General features: G+C 68.6%; 20 protein-coding genes and 1 pseudogene. 7 read left to right on the top strand and 14 right to left on the bottom strand.

The features are described from left to right. Window positions 1-5 precede the first annotated feature (5 nt). Window positions 6-1628, bottom strand: a complete 1623-nt coding sequence (locus tag ACNFIA_RS27195; RefSeq protein WP_416790091.1) for an acyl-CoA synthetase — start codon at window positions 1626-1628, stop codon at window positions 6-8. 204 nt (window positions 1629-1832) lie between these two features. Here ACNFIA_RS27195 and ACNFIA_RS27200 point away from each other — a divergent pair, with 204 nt between their 5' ends. The 4 genes and pseudogenes from ACNFIA_RS27200 (at window position 1833) to ACNFIA_RS27215 (ending at window position 5552) form a co-directional block, all read left to right on the top strand. Further along, on the top strand, window positions 1833-4079 hold the full coding sequence (locus ACNFIA_RS27200) for a PAS domain-containing sensor histidine kinase (protein ID WP_416790093.1): 2247 nt from the start codon (window positions 1833-1835) through the stop codon (window positions 4077-4079). Window positions 4080-4090: 11 nt separating this feature from the next. Further along, window positions 4091-4723: a response regulator transcription factor gene (locus ACNFIA_RS27205; protein ID WP_416790169.1), complete on the top strand. Its 633-nt coding sequence runs from the start codon at window positions 4091-4093 to the stop codon at window positions 4721-4723. 332 nt (window positions 4724-5055) lie between these two features. Further along, window positions 5056-5159, top strand: a pseudogene (locus ACNFIA_RS27210) (2OG-Fe(II) oxygenase); the annotation flags it as partial. Between the two features lie 39 nt (window positions 5160-5198). After that, on the top strand, window positions 5199-5552 hold the full coding sequence (locus ACNFIA_RS27215) for an SH3 domain-containing protein (RefSeq protein WP_259755046.1): 354 nt from the start codon (window positions 5199-5201) through the stop codon (window positions 5550-5552). 13 nt (window positions 5553-5565) lie between these two features. Here ACNFIA_RS27215 and ACNFIA_RS27220 read toward each other — a convergent pair whose 3' ends face one another. From ACNFIA_RS27220 to ACNFIA_RS27265, 10 genes are all read right to left on the bottom strand, one after another. After that, window positions 5566-7026 carry a mechanosensitive ion channel domain-containing protein gene (locus ACNFIA_RS27220; RefSeq protein WP_416790094.1) on the bottom strand — a complete coding sequence of 487 codons (1461 nt, stop codon included), beginning with the start codon at window positions 7024-7026 and terminating at the stop codon, window positions 5566-5568. Window positions 7027-7087: 61 nt separating this feature from the next. Then, the gene (locus tag ACNFIA_RS27225; RefSeq protein WP_259755044.1) at window positions 7088-7708 is read right to left on the bottom strand and encodes a histidine phosphatase family protein; all 621 of its coding nucleotides are present in this window, start codon (window positions 7706-7708) and stop codon (window positions 7088-7090) included. Between the two features lie 122 nt (window positions 7709-7830). Beyond that, window positions 7831-8805, bottom strand: coding sequence for an HlyD family efflux transporter periplasmic adaptor subunit (locus tag ACNFIA_RS27230; protein WP_416790096.1), 975 nt, complete (start codon window positions 8803-8805; stop codon window positions 7831-7833). Continuing rightward, a complete protein-coding gene (locus tag ACNFIA_RS27235; protein WP_259755042.1) occupies window positions 8806-9012 on the bottom strand; it encodes a DUF1656 domain-containing protein in 207 nt (68 codons plus the stop codon). It abuts the gene before it with no gap. Further along, entirely contained in the window at window positions 9002-11167 is a 2166-nt protein-coding gene (locus ACNFIA_RS27240) for an FUSC family protein (RefSeq protein ID WP_416790097.1), read from the bottom strand. Before ACNFIA_RS27240 ends, ACNFIA_RS27235 begins: the two co-directional genes overlap by 11 nt. Window positions 11168-11267: 100 nt before the next feature. After that, window positions 11268-12173 carry a LysR substrate-binding domain-containing protein gene (locus tag ACNFIA_RS27245; RefSeq protein ID WP_416790099.1) on the bottom strand — a complete coding sequence of 302 codons (906 nt, stop codon included), beginning with the start codon at window positions 12171-12173 and terminating at the stop codon, window positions 11268-11270. A gap of 404 nt (window positions 12174-12577) precedes the next feature. Continuing rightward, on the bottom strand, window positions 12578-13360 hold the full coding sequence (locus ACNFIA_RS27250; RefSeq protein ID WP_416790100.1) for an SDR family oxidoreductase: 783 nt from the start codon (window positions 13358-13360) through the stop codon (window positions 12578-12580). Between the two features lie 166 nt (window positions 13361-13526). Continuing rightward, the gene (locus tag ACNFIA_RS27255; protein WP_416790101.1) at window positions 13527-14540 is read right to left on the bottom strand and encodes a zinc-binding dehydrogenase; all 1014 of its coding nucleotides are present in this window, start codon (window positions 14538-14540) and stop codon (window positions 13527-13529) included. 59 nt (window positions 14541-14599) lie between these two features. Beyond that, window positions 14600-15403 (bottom strand): 2,5-didehydrogluconate reductase DkgB, encoded by an 804-nt coding sequence (gene dkgB, locus ACNFIA_RS27260; protein WP_416790103.1) that lies wholly within the window; start codon window positions 15401-15403, stop codon window positions 14600-14602. Window positions 15404-15422: 19 nt separating this feature from the next. After that, window positions 15423-16622, bottom strand: coding sequence for an MFS transporter (locus ACNFIA_RS27265; protein ID WP_416790104.1), 1200 nt, complete (start codon window positions 16620-16622; stop codon window positions 15423-15425). Between the two features lie 153 nt (window positions 16623-16775). Here ACNFIA_RS27265 and ACNFIA_RS27270 point away from each other — a divergent pair, with 153 nt between their 5' ends. After that, window positions 16776-17141, top strand: coding sequence for a GFA family protein (locus ACNFIA_RS27270; RefSeq protein ID WP_416790105.1), 366 nt, complete (start codon window positions 16776-16778; stop codon window positions 17139-17141). A 277-nt stretch (window positions 17142-17418) separates the two neighbouring features. Here the strand turns inward: ACNFIA_RS27270 and ACNFIA_RS27275 are convergent, their stop codons facing one another. The 3 genes from ACNFIA_RS27275 to ACNFIA_RS27285 all read right to left on the bottom strand — a co-directional run bounded on the left by ACNFIA_RS27275 (window position 17419) and on the right by ACNFIA_RS27285 (window position 21693). After that, the gene (locus ACNFIA_RS27275) at window positions 17419-17751 is read right to left on the bottom strand and encodes a hypothetical protein (protein ID WP_259755034.1); all 333 of its coding nucleotides are present in this window, start codon (window positions 17749-17751) and stop codon (window positions 17419-17421) included. 143 nt (window positions 17752-17894) lie between these two features. Further along, a complete protein-coding gene (locus ACNFIA_RS27280) occupies window positions 17895-19160 on the bottom strand; it encodes a carbohydrate porin (protein ID WP_416790106.1) in 1266 nt (421 codons plus the stop codon). A 106-nt stretch (window positions 19161-19266) separates the two neighbouring features. Continuing rightward, window positions 19267-21693 carry a glucose/quinate/shikimate family membrane-bound PQQ-dependent dehydrogenase gene (locus ACNFIA_RS27285; RefSeq protein WP_416790108.1) on the bottom strand — a complete coding sequence of 809 codons (2427 nt, stop codon included), beginning with the start codon at window positions 21691-21693 and terminating at the stop codon, window positions 19267-19269. 349 nt (window positions 21694-22042) lie between these two features. Here ACNFIA_RS27285 and ACNFIA_RS27290 point away from each other — a divergent pair, with 349 nt between their 5' ends. After that, window positions 22043-24040, top strand: a complete 1998-nt coding sequence (locus tag ACNFIA_RS27290; protein WP_416790172.1) for a TonB-dependent receptor family protein — start codon at window positions 22043-22045, stop codon at window positions 24038-24040. A gap of 189 nt (window positions 24041-24229) precedes the next feature. Next, window positions 24230-24853 (top strand): hypothetical protein, encoded by a 624-nt coding sequence (locus ACNFIA_RS27295; RefSeq protein WP_416790109.1) that lies wholly within the window; start codon window positions 24230-24232, stop codon window positions 24851-24853. Window positions 24854-25045 lie beyond the last annotated feature (192 nt).

The following is a 25045-nucleotide window of genomic DNA, read 5'->3' on the forward strand; positions in this document are numbered from 1 at the left end:
TGGGGTCAGAGGGCGTTGGCCCGGTCGCGCAGGACGAACTTCTGGATCTTCCCGGTGGAGGTCTTGGGCAACTCGGTGAACACCACGGTGCGCGGCACCTTGAACCCGGCCAGGTGTTCGCGGCAGAAGGCGATGATGTCCTGCGCCTCGACGGCCGCGTGCTCGGTCTTCAGGGTAATGAAGGCGCAGGGCGTCTCGCCCCAGCGCTCGTCCGCGCGAGCCACCACGGCGGCCTCGAGCACGGCCGGGTGGCGGTAGAGCACGCCTTCGACCTCGATGGTGGAGATGTTCTCGCCGCCGGAGATGATGATGTCCTTGAGCCGGTCGCGGATTTCCACATAGCCGTCCGGGTGCCAGACCGCCAGGTCGCCGGTGTGGAACCAGCCGCCGGCGAAGGCTTCCTCGGTGGCGGTGGGGTTCTTCAGGTAACCCTTCATCACGGTGTTGCCGCGCATGAAGATCTCGCCGATGGTCAGGCCGTCGCGCGGCACCGGTTCCAGGGTCTTCGGGTCGGCGACCATCACGCCTTCCAGGGTCGGGTAGCGCACGCCCTGGCGGGACTTGATACGGGCACGCTCGTCCAGCGTCAGCGCATCCCATTCCTCATGCCAGGCGCACACGGTGACCGGCCCGTAGACCTCGGTGAGGCCGTAGACGTGGGTGACCTTGATGCCCATTTCTTCCACCGCGCCGATGACCTTGGCCGGCGGCGCGGCACCGGCGACCATGGCGTGCACCGGGTGGTCGATGGCGGCCTTGGCGGAGTCGGGCATGTTGATCAGCGCGTTGAGCACGATGGGCGCGCCGCACAGATGGCTGACCTGGTGCTCGCGGATCAGCGTGAGGATCTTCTGCGGGTCGACCCGCCGCAGGCACACGTGGGTGCCGCCCAGCGCGGTGACGGTCCAGGGGTAGCACCAGCCGTTGCAGTGGAACATCGGCAGGGTCCATAGGTACACCGGGTGCTGGCCCATGGACCAGGTCATCTGGTTGCCCAGGGCGTTCAGGTAGGCGCCGCGGTGGTGGTAAACCACACCCTTGGGGTTGCCGGTGGTGCCGGAGGTGTAGTTGAGGGAGATGGCGTCCCACTCGTCCTGGGGCCACTGCCAGGCGAAATCCGGGTCGCCCTCGGCGAGCAGGGCCTCGTAGTCCAGGGGGCTGACCGCCTCGCCCTCGCCGTACTCGGGGTCGTCCACGTCGATCACCAGCAGCGGCCGGCCGAGCATGCCGAGGGCCGCATGGATGACCTCGTGGAACTCGCGGTCGGTGATCAGCGCCTTGGCTTCGCCGTGCTGCAGCATGAAGGCGATGGCTTCGGCATCCAGGCGCACGTTGAGGGTATTGAGCACCGCGCCGATCATCGGTACGCCGAAGTGCGCCTCGATCATCTGCGGGGTGTTGGGCAGCATCACCGCCACCGTGTCGCCATGGCCGATGCCGCGCGCGGCGAGGGCTGAGGCCAGGCGGCGGCAGCGCTGGTAGGTTTCCTTCCAGGTGCGGCGCAGGCTGCCGTGGATGATCGCGGTGCGCTCGGGGTACACCTGGGCGGTGCGTTCGATGAAGCTCAGCGGCGACAGCGCGATGTGGTTGACGGCCGCGCGCGGCAAGCCATGTTCGAAGATCGACATGAGGACACCCTGTGGCTGATTGTTAGCTCATTGTTCTGGTATGACCCGTGGTTCGCTGGGCAGCAGGCGGGTCGTGACCGCTGCGGCAAGCTGTCGCGCGGTCAGTGCGAGGTTTTATAGCAACCTGGAACGGGATATGGAAGTTAAACCTATGGTGTATGGTATAACTACTATATCCACCTGAAGCGCCTCCGAGCCTCTGCCATGACCGAATTGAACACCCTGGTGCGCCTGGTGCGCGAACAGGCGCCTGTCGCCGTGCAGGCCGAAGCCCTGCAGCGGCTCTGCCTGGAGCGCGAGACCGTGGAGCGCGCGCTGTACCTGCAATGGCAGCCGCGCAGCCAGAGCTTCGAAGCGCTGGCGGGCGGCTCGCGCCTGCCGCCGGGCAGTGGCGATCCGTTGCAGGCCAACGACCTGGCGCTGCTGGAACACCTCGGCGAGCGCGCCCGGCTGCCGCTCCAGGAGTTGCTCGCCGTGCCCAGCTGGCTCGGCGGCCGTCTGCGCCGCGCCGGCTGGAGCCAGGGGCTGGCGCTGGTCCTGCCGTTGCAGGCCGGGCGGCAGGGGATGTTGCTGGTGCAAGGCACTGGCGCTGACGCCGAGCAGTGGCTGGCGTGGATCGCCGAGCTGCTGGGCGACGTGCTCGCCCTGGCTCATCAGGCCCGGCGCACCGCGCCGCTGCTCAGCGCCGACCCGCAGCCGGCGCTGGTGCTGGATGAGGCAGCCGTGCAGGTGGACGGCAACCAGGCCCTGCGCCAGTTGCTCGCCGAGTTCCCCGCAAGCCAGGTGTACGACCTGTTGCCCAGCAACTACGCACACCTGCTGCGCACCTGCCTGGAGCAGGGGCGCGCGGTGCACGAAGTGAGCGGCGAGCGCGACGCCCGGCAGTTCCTCTGGAGCTTCGTGCCGATGCCCGCCGAGCGCCAGGTGCTGGTCCATGGCCGCGAGGTCACCGCGCAGCGGCGCGAACAGCGTGAAGCGGCCCGTGCCAGCCGGCTGTACCGGCAGATCATCGAAAACACCACCGACCTGATTTCCCGGCGCACCCTCGACGGTCGCCTGCTGGACGTCTCGCCGGCGTCCTGGACGCTGCTCGGTTACTGGCCCGAAGAACTGCGCGGCAGGGAGCTGTTGCCGCTGCTGCACGAGCAGGATCGCCAGCGCGTGGCCGATCGCACCCGCGACGCGCTGGTGCAGGACGGCTACGTGACCCTGACCTACCGCCTGCGCCACCGCGACGGCCATTACCTCTGGTTCGAAACCGCCAGCCGCGCCATCCGCGAGACCTACACCGGGCATGTGATGGAGGTGGTCAGCGTGTCCCGCGACATCACTGCCCGGGTGCGCGCCGAGGAAGGCCTGCGGCGCCTGGCCGAGGTGGTGGAGGCCAATACCGATCTGGTGCTGTTCGTCGATCCCGGTGGCCGCGTCACCTATCTCAACCCCTCGGCGCGGCGTGCGCTTGGCCTGGACGGCGAGACGCTGCCGGCATCGGTCGCCCAGGTGCTAGACGACGGCCTGCTGGAGAAGCTGGAAGGCGAAGGCTGGGAAGCGGCCCGCTGCGAGGGCGTGTGGAGCGCCGAGGGGCGCCTGCGCGGGCGCACCGCTGCGCCGCTGTCGCTGGTCCTGCTGGCGCACCGCGCGGCCGGCGGCGAGCGCTATTACTCGCTGGTGGCCCGCGACATGACCGAGCGCGAATTGCGCGAGAACCAGCAGCGCCGGCACCAGGACGAACTGGCCCACACCGCGCGCCTGGTGACCCTGGGCGAACTGGCCTCGGGCATCGCCCACGAGATGAACCAGCCGCTGGCAGCGGTGATGAACTACGCCAGCGCCAGCCAGCGCTACCTGAAGACCCTGGACAGCCAGCCGGACGCCGCGCAGCGCGTGGCCCAGGGGCTGGCGCAGATCGTCGAGCACACCACCCACGCCTCCGAGGTGATCCGTCGCCTGCGCGCCTTCCTGCGCAAGGGCCAGCGACGCATGCAGGCGCTCGATCTCAACCAGGTGGCCCGCACGGCCCTGGGCCTGTGTGCCTGGGAAGCTGCCAGTGCAGAGGTGGCGATCGGCGAGGCGTTCGCCGACAATCTCGCGCCCGTCTACGCCGACCGGGTGCTGCTGGAGCAGGTATTCCTCAACCTGCTGCGCAACGCCATCGAGGCCAACCGCGAACGCCATGCGGGCGCGCCGTCCACCGTGCGTATCGGCAGCCGCCGCGACGCTGACGGCCAGCTGTGCGTCTGGGTGGAGGACGAAGGGCCGGGGGCGAGCGGCACGGCGCTGGAGCAGATGTTCACGCCGTTCTTCACCAGCAAGCCGGAGGGCCTGGGGCTTGGGCTGTCCATGAGCCGCGGCATCGTCGAAGGCTTTGGCGGCACGCTGGACGCCATGGCCGCGGCCACTGGCGGCCTGCGCCTGGAATGCCGGCTGCCGGCACGGAAAATCGAACAATGACGGAGACAGCGATGGAAGCGGCGGTGGTGTTTGTGGTGGACGACGACCAGCGGATGCTCGACTCCACGGTCTGGCTGCTGGAGTCGGTGGGCCTGAAGGCGCGGCCGTTCACCAGCGGCCGCGAGTTCCTCGACGCCGGCCCGAACGACGCCCACGCCTGCGTGCTGCTGGACGTGCGCATGCCCGGCCTGGGCGGGCTGGCGGTGCAGGAGGAAATGCGCCGGCGCGGCATCGAACTGCCGGTGATCTTCGTCAGCGGCCACGCCGACGTGCCCATCGTGATCCGCGCCTTCAAGGCTGGCGCCGTGGACTTCATCGAGAAGCCCTACAACGAGCAACTGCTGCTGGACAGCGTGCAGCAGGCGCTCAGCTCCCGCGAACGCCAGCAGGCGTCGCGCTCCGGTCAGGGCGAGCTTGCGCAGCGCCTGGCCGCGCTGACCCCCCGCGAGCGCGACGTGTTCCTGCCGCTGGTGCGCGGCTACACCAGCCGCGAAGTCGCCGAGCAGCTGAACATCAGCGTGAAGACCGTCGACCTGTACCGCGCGCGGGTGATGAAACGCATGCAGGCCGGCACGCTGCCGGACCTGGTGGGCATGGCCATTGCGGCGGGGTTGGTCGACCCGTTGCAGCTGCGCCCGGTGTGACGGGCCCGGCCCAGGGGGTTGCCGTGCAGCCGCGGGCCACGCCCGCGACCTACTGGCGAATGGGCGGTGGCCGGGTTCGCGAGCAAGCTCGCTCCTACAGGCCTACCCCGGCGCACTCTTCGTAGGAGCGAGCTTGCTCGCGAACCTGAACGGCACGGCTTTCCAACGGGCCGGCTTTCCCTCTCCCTGGGGAGGCGGACTCCCCGTAGGAGCGGACCTTGTCCGCGAAATCCCACGCGGCGGAATCCCCTGCAACACGCTGAACTCATTCGCCCATGGCAGATGCGGGCTCTGCCCGCGGTCGCGGGCGTGGCCCGCTCCTACACGTAGGCCGCGGCGTGCACGGTGATCACCGGGCCAACCAGCGCCATGGCGTCAGCCGCGTGCATACCGGCGAGCGCTTCACCTCGGGGTGATCTTCCACGATGCGCTGTGAGGAGTAGCATGGATCGGTCCAGGGAACCGGGAGATCGACATGCACTACGAAGTGATTCAGCGCCACCGCAGCGAGTACCCCGCGCCCATCACCTTCGCCAAGGGCGCGCCGTTGTTCATCGGCGAGCGCTACGAAGGCGCGCAGGGCTGGGAGGACTGGTATTTCTGCTCCACGCCCGGCCAGCGCGACGGCTGGGTGCCGGCGCAGGTGTTCAACATGACCGCGCCGGGCGCCGGGGTGGCGATGGAGGACTACACCGCCCGCGAACTCGATGTGGAAGTCGGCGAGCGGCTCGAAGGCGGCCGCGAGCTGGGCGGCTGGCTCTGGTGCGTCCGCGCCGGCGGCGAAGCCGGCTGGGTGCCGCTGGAGTGCCTGCAGGAAGTCAGCGCCTGATTCCGCCTCGGCCTCAGGCCTTGTAGCGGCGCCCGGCGTGCTGCTTGAGCCAGGCCATCAGCCCGCGCTGCTGCACCACCGTGGGTTGTTCCACCAGCAGGGCGGCGCTGGCCTTCTGCCGGAAGTCCAGCAGGCGGCCCATGGCGTCGGCGATTTCCTGGCGCGCTTCCAGGCACGGCGCCAGGGTCTGCTTGTCGATGTAGTACGCGGCACCGTCGCTGATGGCGGTGAACTGCGCCTGCCAGGCGGTGCCGGTGAGCACGCCGGCCTCGCCGAAGACTTCCCCCGGCCCCATGCGCCCGGCCTCGATGGGCTGGCCATCGTGGGGCAGGGTGACGCTGACGACGCCGGAGTCGATGATCAGCAGGCGGTCGCTGATATCCCCCGGCGCCAGCAGCACTTCGCCGCGGCGGAAGGGGCGGCGCTGCATGCGCGTCGCCAGTTCGTCGCGTTCTTCATCGCGCAGGGCATCGAACAGCCCGGAGCGCACCAGCAGCGCCCGCGCCCGCGAGGTGCTCTCGCGCATCGGCGCGTCGGCCTCGGCCAGCAGGTTGATGCCGGCGGCCTGCAGGTGGCGGTAGGCCAGGTCGAACAACTGGTTGCGCACCTCGCGCTTCTCGCCCATGGCGGCGACGAAGCCGCTCATTTCGTATTCCACCCCATCGGGCGCGGACTTGCGCACGCTGACCGCCGGCGCCGGGTTGGCCAGCAGGGCGCGGCAGCCGCCGAGGGCGTGTTCCAGCGCCTCGATCACCTTGCGCGGGCGGATATGCGGGCTGACCGTCAGGCTCACGCTGACGCCGTAGAGGTTCGCCGGGCGGCTCAGGTTGAGCACCTTGGCCTTGGCCGCCAGCGAGTTGGGCACCACGGCCAGGGTGCCCTGGGAGGTTTGCAGGTAGGTCGAGCGCCAGTCGATCTCGGTGACCTTGCCCTCGATGCCGTCGATGGAAATCCAGTCGTCGAGCTGGTACGGCTTGGTGGTGTTCAGCACGATGCCGGAAAACACGTCGCTCAGCGTGCTCTGCAGCGCCAGGCCGAGGACGATGGCGACCACCCCGGAGGTGGCCAGCAGGCCTTTCACCGGCAGCTCCAGCACGTAGCCGGCGGCGGCGATGATGGCGACCAGGAAGATCAGCGCGCCGACCACGTCCTGCAGCAGCCGGCCGCCATGGCCGATGCGCTGCACCAGCAGGAAGCCCAGCACCACCGTCAGGCAGCGCGCGGCGAACAGCCACCAGATGATCTGCACGGCGGTGGCGACCATGTGGCTGGGCAGGTCGTCCGGCCAGGGCGCGGCGCGCAGCGGGTTCATCCCGGCGTTGAACAGCAGCAGGCTGAACAGCAGGAAGCCGAGCAGGCGCACGGCCAGGCGCCAGTGCGGGTGGGCCGCACCGACCAGCCGCCAGAGCAGCAGGTCGATCAGCAGCAGGACGGGGGCGGCGAACAGCGGGTGGGTAGTGAGCAGGGCGGGCATCGAGCCTCTCCTTGGAACGATCGCAAGAAGATGGCACAGAAAGCGCGTTCTGGCAGCGGCCTCAGCTGCGGTTGTGCGCGTCCAGCAGTGTCCGCCACTCGTCGGTCTCGACTTCGCCGGCGATGCGCAGCGCCGGTTCGCGCTCGTCGAACAGCACCAGGGCGCTGCCGTACTCGGGGGTATCGGTCTCCCGCGCCTTGAGGTTCTCCCGCAGCAGGTCGAAGCATTCGCTGTGGGTGACCAGCACCAGGTTGCGGTGCGCGGCCTTGTGCTCGCGGATCTGCGCGGCCAGATCGCCGTCCTTGCAGCCGAGCAGCCAGTCCTGGCGCGCCACGCTGTGGTCGAACATCAGGTCGGCGGTCTGCGCGGTGCGGTTGGCCGGGCTGCTGTAGATGTCGGTGGCGCTCAGGCCCAGGCGGGCGATGCTGTCGCCCATGCTCCTGGCGAGGTCGGCGGCGCGAGCGGTAATGCCGTCGGCGGCGCCCAGGCACTCGGCGCTGGAGCGGTCGCAGCGCTCCATGTGGCGCACCAGCAGGACGACGCCGCCACGGGCCCAGTTCTGGGCGAACAGGCTGCTGCTGGGCACCTCGTCCTGCGGCGAGGGCAGTGAACGGGCCGCCAGGGCGAGGGTGGTGCAGGTCAGCAGGGCGACGGCGAGCAGTCGAAGGCGAAAGCGGGGCAAGGGGCATCCTCGGGCGCGGGCATCCGCGCGGAATGCGGGAAGCTGGGGGCATGCTGCACCGGGTCGGTGACAATCACGCGATGGGTTGATGACCGGGCGGTGATGAAAGTTCCGCAACCGGCCTATCGATCGTCGTCGTCATTGTTGCTGGACGTGACACTGACCGTGGCGGTGGTGCCGGCGCGCAGGCGGTCGCGGCCCGGATAGTCCGGGTCGATGGCGATGCGCACGGGGATGCGCTGGGCGAGTTTCACCCAGGTGTAGCTCGGGTTGATGTTGGCCAGCAGGCGCGCGCCGGGGGCGTTCTCGCGGTCGGTGATGGCGAAGGCGATGCTCTCGACGCGGCCGTCGAAGCGTTCGCCGCTCATCAGCTGCACGGCCACGGCATCGCCCTCGCGGATGCGCGGCAGCTTGGTCTCCTCGAAGTAGCCGCCGACGTAGAAGGAGTCGCTGTCCACCAGCGCCACCAGCGAGTGGCCGGCGGTGGCGTAGTCGCCGGCGCGGGTCAGCAGGTTGGTCACGTAGCCGTTCACCGGCGCTACCACCTGGGTTCGCTCCAGGTCCAGGCGGGCCTGCTTCTGTGCGGCTTCGGCAAGGGCCACGTTGGCTTGCGCCAGGCCCAGGTTGGCCTGCTCGCGCAGCAGCTGCGCCTGGGCCACGGTGACATCGGTATGGGCTTTCTCCCACTCCTCGTTGGAGATGGCGGAGCGCGCCTTCAGCGCCTTGCGCCGGGCTTCCTCGCTCTGCCGCTGTTGCAGCAGCGCCTGGTTGGCGGCGATGGCCGCCTCGGACTGGCCGAGCGCGGCGCGGGCGACCTCCACTGCGCGGTCGGCGTGCAGCACTGCCAGCTCGTAGCGCGCCGGGTCGATGGTCAGCAGCAGCTCGCCCTTGCGGACGTGCTGGTTGTCCTTCACCCGCAACTCGACGATGCGCCCGGTGACGTCCGCCGACAGCGTCACCACGTCGGCGCGCACGCGGGCGTCGCGGGTCCAGGGCGCGCGGGTGTAGTAGGTCCAGGCGAAGTAACCCAGGACCAGGGCGAGCGCGACCACCGCGAGAGTGATCAGCGGCGGCACGGCTTTGCGCAGATCGGCCATTCAGTGCAGGGCTCCCATGAGCAGGATCAGGCCGGCGCAGAGGCAGGCATACAGCGCGCCCTCGAACAGCGCCTCGTGCCAGACCAGGCGCAGCACCCCGAGGCGGCGCAAGGTCCAGTCCAGCAGCAGGAAGATCGGTAGCGCCAGCAGCAGCGCCTGGGCCAGCGGTGGCAGGTAGACCCCGCCCAGTTCGATATCAACGGGCATGCAGGGCGGGTTCCCCGTGGTCGTCATGGAAGGCGGTGGATTCGCCATACAGGTCGCGGAAGCGCTCCAGCAGGTCGGCCGCCACCAGCAGCGCCACGCCGCTGACGAACAGCGGACGCAGGGCGCCGCCGCTGGGGTAGTTGCCGTGGTTCTGCAGTTCGTCCAGCTCGTTGCCCAGCTCGCGCATCGCCGGCAGCACGCGGTGCAGCGGTGCGGCGGGCGGCTGGTCGAGGCAGGCGGCAAGTTCGTCGAGCAGCAGCGACAGCCGAGCCCGCAGGGCTTGCGGCAGGCCGTTGGCATTGAGGCTCTCGCGGCGCAGCTGGTGCAGTACCACGCCCAGGGTCATGCTCGCCAGGCTGCACTGGAAGCGTTCGGCGGACTGGCTGTCGCGCGCCGCCGGCAGCAGCCCGAGCATGATCGCCAGGCGATCCACCAGGCGGCTTTCGAACAGGAAGCGGCGCGCCTCGCTGGGCTTGGACAGCAGCACCGAGCGCACCTCGGCGCGGGTGCGGCGCGATTGGCGGCGCAGGCGCGCGTCGGCATCGAAGGGGAACACCCAGGCGTACACCAGCAGGGCCAGGACGCCGGCGCTGACATAACCGCCGGCGAATTCGAACCACTGCAGCGAGGTGTTGATCCACGCGCCCTGGTTCTGCGGGCCGACCAGCAGGAAGGTGGACAGCCCCAGACCAATGCCGATGCCGGCGGTCTGCGGGTTGGCCAGACCCACCGCGATCAAGTACAGCAGCGGGGTGAGGAACAGCGCGAGCATCTCGAAATCGCCGACGCTGGGCAGCAGCAGGAACTGCAGCAGCGCTGCCGCCACCAGTGCCATGGCCAGCCCGCGCATGTACGCCAGGCTCGCCATCAGCGGGCGCGGGAAGGTGGCCAGCAGCGAGCAGAGGATGCCGATCAGGATCATGCCGGCACGGGCGCCATCCCAGGCGGTCTCGATCCAGATCCAGCCGGCGCAGCACAGTGCGACGAAGGCGCGGGTGGCGTTCATCGCGGCGAGGTGGAAGTCCAGGTGCAGCGCCTGGGCCTGGCTCTGCGGATAGGAACTGCTGCCGGGGCGGCCGTCCTGGATCGCCTCGCTCAGCTCGATCATCTCGTCGAGCTGCTGCATCAGCCGCGCCTGCTCGAAACGCAGGGCCCAGGCCAGCGAACGCAGCGAGGTGGGCAGGCCGTCGGCCAGCTCCTCTGCCTGCCGCGCGGCGCTGTCGAAGCGCTGGCGCAGCTGGGTGATGCGCTTGCGGGTGGGGCTGGGCAGGTCGCGGCCGAACTCGGCCAGTTCGGCGAGGCAGGCCAGCTCGTCTTCGCGCAGGCGTCGCACGGATTCGGGCAGCGGCCCGCTCAGGCGCGCCTCGATCAGCTTGCGCTGGCGCCGCAGGATGGCCAGCCGCGAGGTCATCAGCACCAGCTGGTTGGCCAGTTGTTGCACCAGTTCATCGGCGCCGCGCAGGCGCGGGGCGTCGAAATAGAGGTGGCGGCGGAGCATTTCCAGGGCGGCGATCTCGCTGAGCAGTTGCTTCTGCCGTTGCTGGAAGTCCTCCTCCCGCTCTTCACCCCGGATCACCGCGGCAGCGTGCACGGCGATCAGGCGGATCAATTGGTCGACCTTGGCGAAGTAGCCGCGCGCCACGCTCTGCGGACGGGCGAAGAACAGGCTGACCAGGGTCACACAGGCCACGCCCAGCAGGGTTTCGGTGACGCGGGTGATGGCCAGGGTATAGGTGGACTCCGGCGCCGGCTGAGCCAGCAGGGCGACGATCACCGCGGTGAAACCGCTGAGGACGAAGGCGTGGGAGTAGGTGAAGCGCATCAGCGTGCCGCCGGCCGTGCAGATCGCCAGCCACAGCGCCAGGGTGACGATGAAGGGCAGCGGCGCCTGGGGGAACAGCGCCATGATGGCCACGGCGACCATGGCGCCGATGGTGGTGCCGATCACCTGGGCGAAGCTCTTCTGCAGGGTCATGCCGGCCAGCGGGGTGCTGATGATCACCACCGTCATGGTCGCCCATTTGGGCTGGTCGAGGTCGAGCAGGAACGCCAGGTACAGCGTCAGCAGCCCCGCCAGCACGGTGCGCAGGGCGAACAGCAGGGTATCGCGGCCAGGGTGGATGATGGCGCGCAGGTACAGCAGCATGGGTGACATGCCAACCCCCTCGATCTTGGCGGGATGACGCCCCGGCGGCGGGCGTCGCGAACCCTGTTCAGTGTGGTCGAGGATTTTCGGCTGTGGGAAATTTCTTGGTTCAGCCGGTGGCGTGAAGGGACTGCGCCAGACGCTCCTGGATGAAGTCGAGGAAGCACTGGATGCGCAGCGCCAGTTGCGAGTTGCGGTAGTACACGGCGTGGATCGGCTGGCGGCGCTCGCTGGTCAGTTCCGGGAGCACGCGCACCAGGCGGCCGGCGCGGATGTCGTCGCAGGTCATGAAGCTGGCGAGGCAGGCGATGCCCTGGCCGCCGATGGCCAGCTGGCGCAGGGTCTCGCCGCTGGAGGCGGACAGCGACGGGGTGATCGCCAGCGTGTCGCCGCCAGCATGGCGGATCGGCCAGACGTTCAGCGCCTCGGGCTGGGTGAAGCCGAGCAGCGAGTGGTCGAGCAGCGCTTCCAGGTCGGCCGGGGCGCCGTGGCGCGCCAGGTACTCGGGCGCGGCCAGCAGGTTCAGCCGGCTGCTGCCCAGCGGACGGGCGTGCAGGCTGGAGTCGGCGAGCTGGCCGATGCGGATGGCGATGTCGGTGCTCTGTTCCAGCAGGTCGATGTTCAGGTCGTTGGTGTTGAGCTGCAGCTCGATGTCCGGGTAGCGCTCGCGGAAGGCTCCGATGTGCGGCACCACGGCGTGCAGCATGAAGGGCGAGGCAGCGTTGATGCGCAGGCGACCGGCGGGGGATTGCTGGCGCAGGGCCAGGCGCTCTTCGAGGGCGTCCATCTGTTCGAGGATATGGCGGGCGTTCTCCAGGAAGAACTCGCCTTCCTCGGTGAGCTTCATGCGCCGCGTGGTGCGGTTGAGCAGGGTGGTGCCGAGCTTTTCCTCCAGCTTCGACAAGGCCCGGCTGACCGCGGAGGGCGTCAGCCCCAACTGCTCGGCGGCGGCGGTGATGGAGCCGCAGTCGATCACCGTGGCGAAGGTCTTGAGTTCGTCGGAATGGGCTTTCATCGGCAGGCCTGTTCGGGGGCGGCGGAGTGATTGTAGGGAGGCGCGGGCGGGTTGTCTTGAACGTCGGACTCCATCGGGGGAGCGGACCGTGTCTGCGGGGTTCCGCGCGGGACCTTGTCGTTTCCCGGCAAGCGCTGGCGTGTGCCCAGCGCCGGCCTTGCCGGCGGATCGCGGGCGTGGCCCGCTCCTACAGGGTCAGTGCGGTGCGTAGGAGCGGACTTTGTCCGCGAGGTCCCGTGCGGTGCCTTGTCGTTCCCGGCGAGCGCCGGTATGTGTCCAGCGCCGGGCTTGCCGGCGGATCGCGGGCGTGGCCCGCTCCTACAGATGTTTGGGGTGGCGTAGGAGCGGACTCCGTCCGCGATAGGGTAGGTCAGGGCGTCGCGCGGTCCGCTCCTGCGCGGAGGTCAGAACGTCCCCGGATAAGCCCCGCCATCCAGCAGCAGGTTCTGCCCGGTCAGGTAGCCGGCCTGGGCGCTGCAGAGGAAGGCGCAGAAGGTGCCGAACTCCTCGGCCGTGCCGAAACGCCCGGCGGGGATGGCGCGTTTTTCGGCGTTCACCAGTTCGCCTTCGTCGCGCCCGCTCAGTTGCGCCGCGCGCTGGAGGCCGCTACGCAGGCGGTCGGTGTCGAAGGAGCCGGGCAGCAGGCCGTTGATGGTCACGTTATTCCCGGCCACCCGGGGCTGGCGGGCGAGGCCGGCGACGAAGCCGGTCAGGCCGCTGCGCGCGCCGTTGGACAGGCCGAGCACGTCGATGGGCGCCTTCACCGCGCCGGAGGTGATGTTGACGATGCGCCCGAAGCCGCGCTCGGCCATGCCGTCGATGGTCGCCTTGATCAGCTCGATGGGCGTAAGCATGTTCAGCTCCAGGGCGCGCAGCCAGTCTTGCCGTTCCCAGTCGCGGAAGTCGCCGGGCGGCGGGCCGCCGGCGTTGTTGACCAGGATGTCCACCTGCGGACAGGCGGCGATCAGCGCGGCACGCACCTCCGGCTGGCTGATGTCGCCGACCACTTCGCGTACCTCCACGCCCAGCTGGCGCAGCTCGGCAGCGGTGGCGGTGAGGGTGGCGCCGTCGCGGGCGTTGATCGCCAGGTTCACGCCCTCGCGGGCCAGCGCCAGGGCGCAGCCCTTGCCCAGGCCCTTGCTGGCGGCGCAGACCACGGCCCAGCGGCCCTTGATGCCAAGATCCATGTTGTTCTCCTGTTCAGCGTCATTCGCTGGAGTGTCAGACTGGCGTAGGAGCGGACTCCGTCCGCGATCGATTCATCGCGGCTTCGGCTAACCAGGGCGCGCAGCCGACCTATCGCGGACGGAGTCCGCTCCTACGTAAAATGTCGCCCCTGCGCCAAGGCGCCGTTCAGGCCATGACCATCGGCGCCGGCAGGCGACTGATCCATTTACCGCCGCCGTCGCCAGACTTCAAGCGGCGCAACGCATCGGGCAGTTCGGAGAATTCGAAGAACTGCTTGGCCGGCGCCTGCAACTGGCCGTCGGCGACGCCCTGCATCAGGCGCGCCGCGGCGGCGTGCAGTACCTGCCAATCGAGGCGTTCGCCATGGGCGTGGATGCTGTTGAGCGCCACTTCATGCAGCGAAACGGCGGTGCTGAAGGCCGGCAGCGGGGCGCTTTCCAGACGGTCCTGGATGCACACCAGGTGGCCGTTGTAGCCCAGCAGCGGAGCAAGGCTGGCGGCATGGCTGCCGCTGATAGTGTCGAAGATGCCGTGCAGGCGGCGCGGGCCGAGGGCCTCCAGCAGGTGCTGGGGCCAGTGGCCGTCGCGGTAGTCGAACACCCCGGCGACGCCCAGTTGCAGCAGGTGCTCGCGGTGTTTCGCCGAAGCCGTCACCCACACCCGCAGCCCGCGTTGCAGCGCCAGTTGCGCCAGCAGGTAGCCGACGGCGCCACCGGCGCCGGTCACCAGCACGTCGCGGTGGTCGCAGGCCGGCAGTTTGTCCAGTGCCTGCGCGGCGGTGAGGCCGGGGCAGGGCAGGCTGGCGGCGGTGGCGTCGTCCAGCGCATCCGGCACCGGGTAGACGGCGCGGGCGCGCAGCACGCTGTACTCGGCGAAACTGCCGCCACGGCTCAGCGCCTGGTGGTAGGCGACGCGGGCGCCGGCGCGCAGGTTCACCTCGCTGCCCACCGCGATGACGATACCGACGCCATCCACGCCGGGCACCTGGCCAGGCTGCCAGTCGTCGCGGCCCCAGTCGATCATCTTCCAGTCCACCGGGTTCAGCGCGATGGCCGTGTTGGCCACCAGCACCTCGTCCGGACCTGGCGTGGGCACCGGCAGGCGGGCGAGGGTCAGGCCGTCGAGGCCATTGCCGGGCGTCCAGGTCCAGGCGGCGTAGTCATGCACGGGTGTATTCATGGGAACTCCTTGGAAACGGCGAAGCCGCCCCGAGGGGGCGGCTGTCGGACGGCGGCGGATCAGTCCCAGGCCGGCGCGAGGCTTTCCGGGCTGGTGATGCGCTCGTTGCGATCCAGCGCGGCGATGGCGGCCAGGTCGGCGTCGGAGAGGCGCAGGTCGACGGCACGCAGGTTGGCTTCGAGGTTTTCGCGCCGGGTGGAGGACGGGATCACCGAATAGCCCAGTTGCATCGCCCAGGCCAGGGTGACCTGCGCCGGGGTGACGCCGTGGCGCTTGGCGATCGCGATGAGGGTCTCGTCGCCCAGCACCTTGCCATAGCCCAGGGTCATGTAGGAGGTGATGTGGATGCCCTGGCTGCGGGCAAAATCCACCACCTTGCGGTTCTGCAGGTAGGGGTGCAGTTCGATCTGGTTGGTGGCGATCTGGCCGGCACCGACGGCGTCGATGGCTTCCTGCATCAGCGCGATGGTGAAGTTGGACACGCCGATCTCGCCCGTCAGGCCCTGGGCCTTGGCCTCGGCCAGGGCGCCCATGAACTCGGCGACCGGCACCTCGCCCTTGGGCGACGGCCAGTGGATCAGGGTCAGCTCGACACGGTCGGTGCGCAGCTTGTGCAGGCTGTCCTTGAGGCTGGGGATCAGCTTGTCGGCGGCGTAGTTCTCGGTCCAGATCTTGGTGGTCAGGTACAGCTCGTCGCGCTTGACCCGGCTACCGGCGATGGCTTCGCCGACGTCGGCTTCGTTGCCGTAGATCTGCGCCGTGTCGATGGCGCGGTAGCCCAGCTCCAGTGCGGTGCGGATCGAGTCGATGACGGTCTGGCCCTTGAGGCGGAAGGTGCCGAGGCCGAATGCGGGAACGCTCATGGGAAATCTCCTTGGTCGATCAGTGAGTGGGAACCGCGCCAGGGGCGGCCGGTTCCGTGGAATTGCGACGGTCCAGACGACCGCTGAGGGCGGTCAGGCCGAAGGCGGCGAGGGTGACGACGGCGGCGATCCACGGTGTATGGCCCAGGCCCAGGTGGCTGACCACCAGGCCGCCCGCCCAGGAACCGCCGGCCACGCCGAGGTTGAACGCGGCGATGTTGAAGCCGGCGGCGACGTCCACCGCGTCCGGCGCCACGCGCTCGGCCTGCTGCACCACGTAGACCTGCAGGCCCGGCACGTTGCCGAAGGCGACGGCGCCCCAGGCCAGGACCGTCAGCACCACCAGCCACGGGTTGCCAGCGGTGAAGGTGAGCACCAGCAGCACCGATGCCAGCAGGCCGAAGATGATCTTCAGGGCGCTGACCGGACCGCGCGCATCGGCCAGACGGCCGCCCCAGATGTTGCCGATGGCCACCGAGACACCGTAGGCCAGGAGCACGGCGCCGACCATGTTCGGGCTGAAGCCGGCGAGGTCCTGGAGAATCGGCGCGAGGAAGGTGAAGGCGATCAGCGAGCCGCCGTAGCCCACCGCCGTCATCGCGTAGACCAGCAGCAGGCGCGGCTGCAGCAGCACCCGGGCCTGGCGCAGCAGCGGCGCCGGCGGGGTGTGCTGGATGTTCTTCGGTACGAACAGCAGGCTGCCGAGCAGGGCGACCACGCCGAAGGCGGCAACCACCAGGAAAGTCACGCGCCAGCCCAGGTGCTGGCCGATGAAGGTGCCCAGCGGGATGCCGGTGACGAAGGCGACGGTCATGCCGCTGAACATGGTGGCGATGGCGCTGGCGGCCTTGTCCTTGCTCACCAGGTTGGTGGCGATGATCGAGCCGACGGAGAAGAACACGCCATGGGCGAGGCCCGTGAGGATGCGCGCAACGATCAGCGAGGTGTAGCTGGGCGCCTGCCAGGCCACCAGGTTGCCGAGGGTGAACAGCGCCATCAGCCCGACCAGCAGCGCCTTGCGCGGGATGCGCCCGGTCATGGCGGTGAGCAGCGGCGCGCCGATGGCGACGCTCAGGGCATAGAGGCTGACCAGCAGGCCGGCGGAGGGCAGGGTGACGCCCAGGTCGCTGGCGATGGTGGGGATCAGGCCGACGATGACGAACTCCGTCGTGCCGATGGCGAAGGCGCTGAGGGTCAACGCCAGCAGGGCGAGTGGCATGGTGTGGGGCTCCGGACGAATGGGATGCGATGGGGGCATTGTCCGGAAGTCGGTCATTGAGAAAAACGCGCTGAACGGCAAAGGATAGTTGAACTGCATTCACGAATAGGGCGGCCGTCTAGGCTGTGGGTATCCAGCAGGAGGACTTTGCTCATGCATTACACCGGCACCTGCCACTGCGGCGCGGTGGCCTTCGCCTTCGAGGCGGAACTCGATGAACTGGTGCGCTGCGACTGCTCGCTGTGCGGCAAGCGCAATGCCCTGATGGCGACCGTGGCGAAGGACCGATTTCGCCTGACCCGCGGCGAGCAGGCCTTGCGCCTGTATCGCTGGAACAGTGGCGTGGCCCTGCATTATTTCTGCGGGACGTGCGGGATCTACGTCTATCACCAGCGCCGCAGCAACCCGGCGCTGCTGAGCGTGAATGCCTGCTGTATCGATGGCTTCGACCCCGCCTCCCTGCCGGCGCGGCAGGTGGATGGCAAGAGCATGTCCACCGTCGCCGCCCCGGACCTGTAGGAGCGGGCCACGCCCGCGATTCGCCGGCGAGGCCGGCGCTGGGTTCGCGAGCAAGCTCGCTCCTACAGGGTGCGGCACCGGTGTGGTAGATCGCGCCCATGGCGCCGTGGCCCGGCTGTTGTAGGAGCGGGCCATGCCCGCGATCCGCCGGCAGGGCCGGCGCTGGGGTCGCGAGCATGGCTCGCTCCTACAGGGTGGGGGCGGCGCGCGTGTCAGCGCCATCGTCCGCCCATAAAAAAGCCCCGCAGGACGCGGGGCTCTTTCATTCAGGCTTCACTCAACCGTGGGAACGCAGTTCGGTGCTGAGGCCCGCCTGGGCGATGATGTCGATTGCCTGGTCGCGGGACGCTTCGGAGTCGTACAGCTTGCTGGTGTGCAGCTCGGCACCGGTATTGTCGCGGATCACGAAGAAATTCTTGCCACCCGCGGACATCTGGCGCTTGTAGCGCTCGACGGCCGCACAGGACTTGCGCAGGCTGGTGATGGCCTGCTCGGCTGCCTCCTGTGTGGGGTAGGCAAGAGTTTCCAGCAGGGTACCGTGTGCGGTGTTCTTGAGAAGGACACGGCGAGTGCCGCTGCTGAGTTCCTTGATTTCATACCAACCAGGCATGAGTCGCTCCAAATAACCGGTGTCAACATCTGCGGGTGGTCCCGCAGGGTGACAGTCCATTGTAGGAGCACGCTCGTGCCAGGCGTATAGGAAAAGTCCTATAAAACAAAGAGTTACTGTATCAATTTGTCTCAAGGAAGGTTTCAGAAGCTCGCTTTCACCTGCAGGCCCAGCAGCAGGGCATTGTCGATGTCCTGGCCGGAGAAGGCGCCGGGCTCGATGACGTATTGCAGGTCCGGGCGCAGGGTCAGCCAGGGGGTGGCCTGGTAGCCGTAGCTCAGCTCGATCAGTTGTTCGCCGCTGTCGAGGTTCGGGTAGTCCTGACCATTGGCGTAGGCGTTGTCCTGCTGCACGTCGCGGCTGCGCGGGTTGGGTACGGCGCGGCCATAGCCCAGCGCGAGGCTGTCCTTGGTGCGGCCGTCGAACGGCTTGTAGAGCACGACACCGGCGCCGTACCACTTGGTGAAGGGCGAGGCGGCGCTGCTGGCGGCCGAGGCCTGGCCGAACAGGTGCAGGCTGCGGCCCCGGGAGGCCGGGTCGTTCCACACGGCCTGGTCCACCAGCAGGTAGTGGCCGCCGCGACCGGCCACCTCCTTGCTGCTGCCGATGCGCTGGGCGTCGGAGCTGTCGTAGTACCAGCCCAGCTTGTACTCGCCCGGCAGCTCGCCCTGGGGCTTGTAGACCAGCTCGATGGGCACCACGGTGCCGGTGGTGTGCTTGGGCGTGAGGTGCCAGGCGCGGCTGGAGTTGCCGTTGCTCTGCGGGTCGACGTTGAAGGCGGCGATGCGCAGTTGCCAGTCGGGCGCGAAGCTGTACTTCACCCGTGCGCCGAGGTGGGCGTTGGGGTAGTTGGTCCAGCCGCTGCCGCCGGACATGTTCAGCGGGTGGCCGCAGAAGCCGGCGTTCATGAAGTGGCAGAGGATGCCGCTGTCCAGCCCGCCCACGTCGTTGCCCATCGCCATGTAGCCGAGCTTGAGGTTCACCGCCTGGCCCAGGTCGCGCTCGTAGCTCAGCTCGGTCAGGCGGGTGTAGAGGCCGCCGTAGTTTTCCTGGATGGGCAGGCGGTTGCCGACCAGGTCTTCCGAGGCGCTGTTGCCGCGGCGGTCATTGAGGGTCAGCTGGACCTTGCCGCCGTTGTCCAGGCCGTAGAGTTTCGACAGGTCGAACTGCACGCCCAGCTTGATGTTCTGCGAATAGCGCGCCGAGCGGTGCTGGCCGCCGTGGGCGTTGTAGGCGGTCTCGCCGCTGTAGTCGCCGGTGAATTTGACGCCGTCCGCTTCCAGCTGGTGGCGCAGGCCGCCCCAGTCGCCGGTGAGGGTGTTGCGTTCAAGCAGGCCTTCTTCAGCCAGCGTCGGTAGCGAGGCGACGCACAGCAGCAGGCCGGGCGTGAGGCGAAGGGTAGTGCGCATGGTAGTTCCTGATCGTGCTGCGAATAAAAAAGGCGCGGTAGTAGGGCCGCGCCGCAAGGAAGCGCCCGCACGAGGTGGGCGCGATGGGATGCTTACGCCTGGGCGCTCACTGCTGGTCGGGCAGGGCGTAGGCCATCACGTAGTCGCCACGGTCGGGGGACTGGCGCGCGCCGCCAGCGGTGACGACGATGAATTGCTTGCCGGTTTTGGGCGAGACATAGGTCATCGGGCCGCCCTGGCTGCCGACCGGCAGGCGGGCCTTCCAGATTTCCCGGCCGTTGCTGCTGTCGTAGGCGCGCAGGTAGAAGTCCTGGGTGCCGGCGATGAACACCAGGCCGCCCTGGGTGGAAAGCGTGCCGCCGAGCGTCGGCAGGCCGATGGGGATCGGCAGGTGCATGCGGATGCCCAGCGGGCCGGTGTCTTCGACGGTGCCCACCGGTACCTGCCAGGCCACCTGGCGGGTCTTCAGGTCGATGGCGGTGAGGGTGCCGAACGGCGGCGCCTGGCAGGGAATGCCGGCCACCGAGAGGAAGCGGTTCTTGTTCACCGCGTAGGGCGTGCCCTTGAGCGGCACGGCGCCCATGCCGGTGTTCAGCGCTTCACCACCGCCGGCCGCGGCGCCCTTGTTCGCCGAGGGGATCATCTGAATCCACAGGCCCAGGCGCATGTCGTTGACGAAGATGAAGCCATGCACCGGGTCGGTGGAGAGGCTGCCCCAGTTCATGCCGCCCAGGGAGCCGGGGAAGCTCAGCGACAGGTCGGTGCCCGGCGCGGTGTAGAGGCCGTCATAGCGCATCTTCTTGAAGTCGATGCGGCACAGCAGCTGGTCATAGGGCGTGGCGCCCCACATGTCCGACTCGGTGAGGGTCTGCGCGCCGATCTGCGGCATGCCGACGGAGCGCGGCTGGGTCGGCGAATAGGGCTCGTTGGGAATGTTGCCCGGCTTGACCGGAACGTCCTTCACCTCGGTGAGCGGTTTGCCGGTGGCGCGGTCGAGCACGTAGATCTGCCCGGCCTTGGTGCCGATCACCACGGCGGGCACGGTCTTGCCGTCGGCCAGCGGGAAGTCGATCAGGCTCGGCTGCATCGGCAGGTCGAAGTCCCAGAGGTCGTTGTGCACGGTCTGGTAGACCCACTTCTGCGCACCGGTGGTGGCGTCCAGGGCGAGGACGGACGCGCCGTAGGTGTGGTCGAGCCGGGTGCGCTCCACGCCATAGATGTCGGTGGAGGAGCTCCCCATGGGCAGGAAGACGGTGTTCATCGCCGGGTCGTAGGACATCGGCGCCCAGCTGTTGGGCGTGCTGCGCACGTAGGTCTTGCCGTCCGCCGGGGCCTGCTTGTCGTCCGGGTTGCCCGGGTCGAAAGCCCAGCGCATGGCGCCGGTGATGACGTCGAAACCACGGATCACGCCGCCGGGCATGTCGGTCTGGACGTTGTCGGCGACGCGGCCGCCGACCACCACGGTGGTGCCGGCGATGAGCGGGGCGGAGGAGAGCTGGTAGTAGGAGTCGGGCACGTCACCCAGGCCGGCCTTCAGGTCGACCTGGCCGTTGTGGCCGAAGCCCTGGCAGAACTCGCCGGTGTCGGCGTCGACGGCGATCAGGCGCGCGTCGATGGTGTTGGTCAGCAGGCGACGCTGGCAGTTGGCGCCCGCCGGGACGCTGGCCGGGAGGACCTGCGAGCTGTTGGGCTGGGTCGGCTGTGCGATGGCCTGGGTGGCATCGAAATAGGCCATGCCACGGCAGCGCTGCCAGACCTTGGACTGGGCATTGATCTCGTTCTTCCAGAGTTCCTTGCCGGTGTCCGCGTCCAGGGCGATGAGGTTGTTGTGCGGGGTACAGATGAACACCTTGTCGCCGATCTGCAGCGGGGTCAGCTGGTCTTCCGCGCCGTTGCCGTCGCTGATGGCCACGTCGCCGGTGTGGTAGGTCCAGGCCACCTTGAGCTTATCGACGTTGCTGCGGTTGATCTGGTCCAGCGCGGCGAAGCGGCTGCCGCCCTCGGTGTTGCCGTAGCGCGCCCAATCCTTCTGGGCGTGGGCCGGGTCCACCGGCGTCAGGCCAGGACCGTTGCCGGTGGGGGCGACGCTGGGGTGGGCGACGAACATGTTGCCGGCGGCAATCGCCACCAGCACCGCCAGCACGCCGGCGACGCCGTACGCACCGCGACCGGCCGCGCGGCCAGCGGAGCGCGCCAGCAGCGGGTAGACCAGCGCGACCACCACACCGATGGCGCTGAACATGAACAGGCGCGAGAACAGCGGCCAGAACACCAGGCCGGTGTCGGCCACGGCCCAGACCGCGGTGGCGACCAGGAAGGCGGCGAACAGCCAGGCGCCGGCCGGTTTGCGCAGCGCAATCAGCAGGCCGGAAAGGGCCATGGCCAGGCCGCCGATGAGGAAGTACCAGGAGCCGCCGAGGCTGACCAGGCGAACGCCGCCGGCCGCCAGGGCAAGGCCGAGGAGGGCGATGACCACGCCCAGGCCGAGGAGGAGGAAAGTGCTCGCGCGGGAGGCACGCTGTATCGGTTTCATACAGAAGGTTCTCACTGTTGGATTCGCCGATTATACTCTTAGCAAGCTAATTAACTAGATAGTACAAACGTCGAAGATGCGCCTTTTGTCAAAAAACGCCGGGACGAACCCGATGGACTCCCGCCCCCGCCCGGAACATGCCGGCGCGCGAAGCCCCTGTGCAGAAGCCGCCCGGACTGGCAGCATCGCTGCTCGGTCCTACAGAAGAATCCTAGCTGCCGTGCCCGATTCCCGCTCCGCTGTGCCCGCCCGGCTCAAGCTCCTGCCGCTGCTGATCTGCGGCGTCGCCCATGGCCAGGCGGTGCGTGCGGCCGAACCCCAGGCCGCCGAGGACGTGCTGGCCGCGCCCATGGTGGTGACGGGGGCCTATGCGCCGGTGTCGAGCTTCGACCTGCCGTTCTCCATCGATACCGTGCAGCAACCGCAGCTCGGTGACGGCCAGCTCGGCGTCAATGCCTCCGAAGTGCTGCAGCGCGTACCCGGCCTGGTGGTGCAGAACCGCCAGAACTACGCCCAGGACCTGCAGATTTCCTCGCGCGGTTACGGCGCGCGCTCGGCCTTCGGCATTCGCGGGCTGAAGCTGCTCAGCGACGGCATCCCGGCCAGCACGCCGGACGGCCAGGGCCAGGCGGCGACGCTGAACCTCGACGTCGCCGACCGCATCGAAGTGCTGCGCGGCCCGGCCTCGACGCTCTATGGCAGCAACAGCGGCGGGGTGATCCAGATGTTCTCCCGCGATGGCTATGGCCCGCCGAAGGTCGGCGCCGAATCCACCGTCGGCAGCGACGGCTTCAACAAGAACCACCTCTATGCCGAGGGTGGCACCGACCAGGCCGGCTTCCTGCTCGATGCCTCGCGCATGGATACCGACGGCTACCGCGACCACAGCGCCGCGCGCCGCGACCAGACCTTCGCCAAGCTCAACTTCAAGCCCGACGAAGACAGCCGGATGGCGCTGATCTACAGCAGCCTGGAGCAGAACAACACCCAGGACCCGCTGGGCCAGACCTGGGACGCCTACCAGCACGACCCGCGTTCGGTCGCGCCAGCCGCCGAGCTGTACAACACGCGCAAGAGCATCGACCACCAGCAACTGGGCATGAACTACGAGCGCTACGTCGGCGACGCCACCCTGCAGTTCAACCTCTACGCCGGCCAGCGCAGCGTGGTGCAGTACCTGTCGATCCCGCGGGGCGTGGTGTCCAACGCCCAGCGTGGCGGCGGTGTGGTGGACTTCGACCGCGAATTCCATGGCGGCACCCTGCGCTGGATCCAGCCGGTGCACGGCGGGCCGGGCGAGCTGACCGTCACCACGGGGGTGGACTACGACCGCAGCGAGGATGACCGCAAGGGCTTCCAGAACTTCAGCGGCGACCAGTTGGGCGTGAAGGGCGAGCTGCGGCGCAACGAGAACGACATCGCCACCAGCCTCGACCCCTATGTGCAGGCGCGCTGGGAGCTGGGCAACTGGACCGTCGACGCCGGCCTGCGGCACAGCACCATGAAGATGGAAGTGGACGACCACTACCTGGCCAACGGCGATTCCAGCGGTTCGAAGAAGTACCAGCAGAACACCCCGTCGCTCTCGGTGATGTACGCCTTCACCCCGCAGCTGCACGGCTACGTCAGCGCCGGCAAGGGCTTCGAGACCCCCACCCAGGCCGAGATGGCCTATGCGCCGGGCCTGACCGAGAGCTTCAACTTCGGCCTCGACCCGGCCACCAGCACCCAGTACGAGATCGGCCTGAAGGCCAAGGTCGCCGGCAACACGCGGATCAATGCGGCGATCTTCGACATCCGTACCGACGACGAGATCGTCGTCGCCAGCTCCACCGGTGGCCGCACCAGCTACCAGAACGCCGGCAAGACGCTGCGCCGCGGCTTCGAGCTGGGCGTGCAGAGCGACCTGTCCGAACACTGGCAGGCCAACCTGGCCTACACCCGTCTGGACGCCACCTATGACGAGGATTTCGTCGAGAGCGGCAGCACCATCGAAAAAGGCAACCACCTGCCCGGCGTGCCCGGCAGCAGCCTGTTCGGCGAGCTGGTGTGGAAGCCGCAGGACGGCATCAGCATGGGCGTCGAAGGCCAGTACCGCAGCAAGGTCTACGTCGAGGACAGCAACGAGGACAAGCCCGCCCCCAGCTACGCGGTGTTCAACTGGCGCACCCGCTTCGAACAGCACGTGGGGCCCTGGACCTTCCACCAGCTGGTGCGCCTGGACAACCTGCTGGATCGCCAGTACGTCGGCTCGGTGATCGTCGGCGACAGCAACGGCCGCTACTACGAGGCGGCGCCGGGACGCTCCTGGTATGCGGGGGCGGGGCTGGAGTACCGGTTCGACTGATAGTGCCGGGTGGTTCGCGAGCAAGGACTAGGCGTCCCCCTCGGTCCTACACGCAGCGCCTGCTTTTTGTAGGAGCGAGCTTGCTCGCGAACCTGCCTTCTTCCATGCCCGATCATCGGCATCGGATGAACATTCGCGCTGCGAATCCTCTATCCTCGCGTGCTTTGCATTGAACGAGGTTGGCGTGTGATGGGCAGATGGGCGATCGGGGCACTGTTGATGTGCGTGGCGGGCGTGGCGTGCGCGGCTGACCCGCTGTTCGGCAAGTACAACTATGGCGCGGCGCAGAAGGGCATCGGCGAGAAGCAGGGTTTTGCCCCGTGCCTGGAGTCCACCGGCGCCACCGTGCGCTGCAAGGAGAACGTCGAGTACGCCGGCGCGCGTTTCCGCCTGGCCCTGACCTTCAACCAGCAGAAACTGGTGGACGCCTCGCTGTACGGCGAATACAGCGACGCGAACTACCGCCGCGTGCTGCAGCAGGTGGCGAAGACCTACATGCTGGTGGCGATCGCCGACGACAAGAACGTCGTGGACGTGCTGGCCCACACCCTGAACCCTAACCGCACCGAAGCCGACGCCAAGGCCATCGGCGACTTCGAAACCCACGCGCTGCGCAACGGCAGCATCACCTACCGCCTGTACGAGCAGCTCGACCAGTACATCAAGCCGGGCCTGAGCGCCCAGCAGGTGCTGGGCTCGCTGCCGGCGAACATCCGCGTGGCCGAGGTCACGGTCAAGCGCGACAAGGACGGCAACCTGCTGATCGTCAAGTTCGCCCGGCCTGGCCTGTCGTCGAAGAAGACTCGCCCCTGAATCCCCACGGATAGGCCGGGGCCGATCGCGGACGAAGTCCGCTCCTACCTCAACTCCTGCGTTGTGGTTTGCCCTCTCCCTAACCCTCTCCCTGAAGGGAGAGGGGACTGTTTCGGAGCAGGATGAAACCATAGGATCAGCCGGCACGGGCGGCTCCCTCTCCCTTCAGGGAGAGGGCGGGGGAGAGGGAAA

The sequence above is a fragment of the Pseudomonas sp. NY15437 genome (assembly GCF_048068435.1).
Taxonomy (GTDB): domain Bacteria; phylum Pseudomonadota; class Gammaproteobacteria; order Pseudomonadales; family Pseudomonadaceae; genus Pseudomonas; species Pseudomonas nitroreducens_B.